This is a genomic window from Thiolapillus sp., from assembly GCF_048562965.1.
Classification (GTDB): Bacteria; Pseudomonadota; Gammaproteobacteria; order Chromatiales; family Chromatiaceae; genus Thiolapillus; species Thiolapillus brandeum_A.
In genome coordinates this window covers 1-2061 of record NZ_JBHNMF010000552.1, presented here as the reverse complement: position 1 = coordinate 2061, position 2061 = coordinate 1, and the positions used below count along the sequence as shown (strand labels likewise).

2 protein-coding genes and 1 pseudogene are annotated in these 2061 nt (G+C 53.9%); 2 read left to right on the top strand and 1 reads right to left on the bottom strand.

The window, feature by feature from the left end:
• Positions 1-121 precede the first annotated feature (121 nt).
• A pseudogene (locus ACOCD2_RS17580) lies at positions 122-238 on the top strand (IS200/IS605 family transposase); the annotation flags it as partial.
• Between the two features lie 220 nt (positions 239-458).
• Positions 459-1205, top strand: coding sequence for a hypothetical protein (locus tag ACOCD2_RS17575; protein WP_293649899.1), 747 nt, complete (start codon positions 459-461; stop codon positions 1203-1205).
• Between the two features lie 81 nt (positions 1206-1286).
• On the opposite strand, the gene ACOCD2_RS17570 is transcribed toward ACOCD2_RS17575, so the two are convergent.
• Positions 1287-1565, bottom strand: a complete 279-nt coding sequence (locus tag ACOCD2_RS17570; RefSeq protein ID WP_293649900.1) for a hypothetical protein — start codon at positions 1563-1565, stop codon at positions 1287-1289.
• Positions 1566-2061: the final 496 nt, after the last annotated feature.

Below are 2061 nucleotides of genomic sequence, written 5' to 3'. Positions count from 1 at the left end.
GGCCTATTGCCGCATCTCCAGTTACCTGCAGACCATGGCAAATCAGGGATACAATCCGCTGGTCGCCATTCAAATGGCCTTTTCGGGACAGCTCTATGCTGATAGGGGTGAGTAGTTACTCTGGGCGAAAGGTTACTGCGTTGATACAGTAGGTGTAGATGCTGAGATGATACGGAAGTATGTAAAATACCAGGAGAAACAGGAACAACGCCAAGTTCAAATGGACTTGGGCAAGTAATCAATGAAATGGGATAACTCACCAGCCAGCCTTCTCAGAAGGCTGGCATCAAAGCCCCCTTATAGGGGGCAAAAGGCAAGTCTGCGTTCTAAGAACGCAGATTTTTACTCCTGATGGAAACGACTGGGGAGCCCAGGAGGAATATATTTCGGGATACCCTCTATATGGGATCTTCTGGGTAGGTGATCAGTTCATTGTAACAGGAGCATTGGGTACAGTATTGCAAGGAATTCCCCATTTCAGTATTGGCGGTACCCTGAACAATCTTTATCCGGTATCCACGCTGGTATTGCAGAACAACGGCGGTGATGATCTGGAGCTGTTCAACAATGGCAGCTTTACATTCGATACGCTGCTGCCCAATGGCGCCGGCTACGATGTAAGCGTATACCGGCAGCCGCAATCGCCCTTACAGGAATGCACCGTCAGTAACGGTAGCGGGATCATTGCGGGCACCGATGTGGACGATGTGGTGGTGAACTGCGAGCGGGTCGAATACCAGCTGAAAGTCACCACGCTGGGAAAAGGAGACGTGGATATTCAGCCCGGCAATCTTCATTGTGGTGGTGACGCCGTCTGCATCAACAGCTTCTTCCCTGGTGCCGATGTGACCCTGACCGCAGACCACGACAGTTCCTGGGAGGAAGGCGGCCTCGACTGGAGTGGCAGTTGCACCGGCAGCGACAGGATTTGCAGCCTCACCATGGATGAAAACAAGGAGACAACGGTACAGTTCCGTTGCCTGCTGGACCGTGTTCAGACAGCGGCAGGCGCCCCTGTAGACAGCGAGCAGGAGTGGCGCTGCCGCAACCTGGAGGCTGTAGGCAGTCCTCCCGGAAGCGGCCGTTTCGAGATCGCCGGTCCTAACGGGGAGGCGGTATTCTACGCAGATCAGGGCATCCGCCTCGGACCGGGTTTCAGGGTTGGCGCAGGTGGCCGATACCGTGCGCTGATAACGCCGCCCTGATGTCTTGCTGATGCACAGGGACGTGCCCAGCCAGGTGTCGAGAACCCGTTGCTGGGGACGGATGGCCGTATGCACTGCCAGTCAGTCGTCTGCTGGAGCAAGTCCAGCGGATTGGGCTTGGGAAAGTATGTCATCGAACAGAGCCTGCAGTTCTTCGGGCTGTTTTCTCGGCAGGCTGCGCCCAAAATCGCGGATGCTGTTCGACAGGGCCAGGTCGCCAAGCCGGCGCGCGACGATGGGATAGAGCTGCATGCACAGTTTGTCCAGCTCCAGGGCCGCCATGATTCCCGGCGAGGACAGATAGTCCCGCGACTGCTTGATAAAATCCCCGAACAATTTCTGAGCGTTTTCATTCAGCATGGTTTTTCTCCCTGCCTATGATATGGATCATCGGTTTCCCATCTCACTGAGGGTGGGATATATTAAGAAGATCGTACAAAAGCTTCAACCGGAACAAACAAGGAGGGCAGCATGTTTCACTCAGTACTGATACTTTCCCTGGCCCTGCCGGCCTTCTCATTCTGGGTAGACACGACGTGCCATCCCAGGCTTCAAGAACCACCGTCTATTGGAGCTGCATGAACAGGCACCTGGACAACATTGATCTGCCCGCTTTCCTGCAGGAGTACAAGGATCGGGAATTTACTGATTGCCTGATCAGAACCGCAATGGACAGCGGCTGTAAAAAATATTTGTAAGACATCCCTTCCACACCAGACAGGCCAAAATGAAAAAGGGGCTCTTCCCCAAATGGAGTGGGTAGATTATCGTAATCCCCTATGAGAGACAAAGACCTATACGCCCAGATACTGGGAATCAAGAGTCCCTGGCAAGTATCCGGTGTAGAGCTGGCGCT

Bases quoted from the DNA above. Each gene is read 5' to 3' on its own strand.
- ACOCD2_RS17570 (WP_293649900.1), bottom strand. From the start codon at position 1,565: ATGCTGAATGAAAACGCTCAGAAATTGTTCGGGGATTTTATCAAGCAG.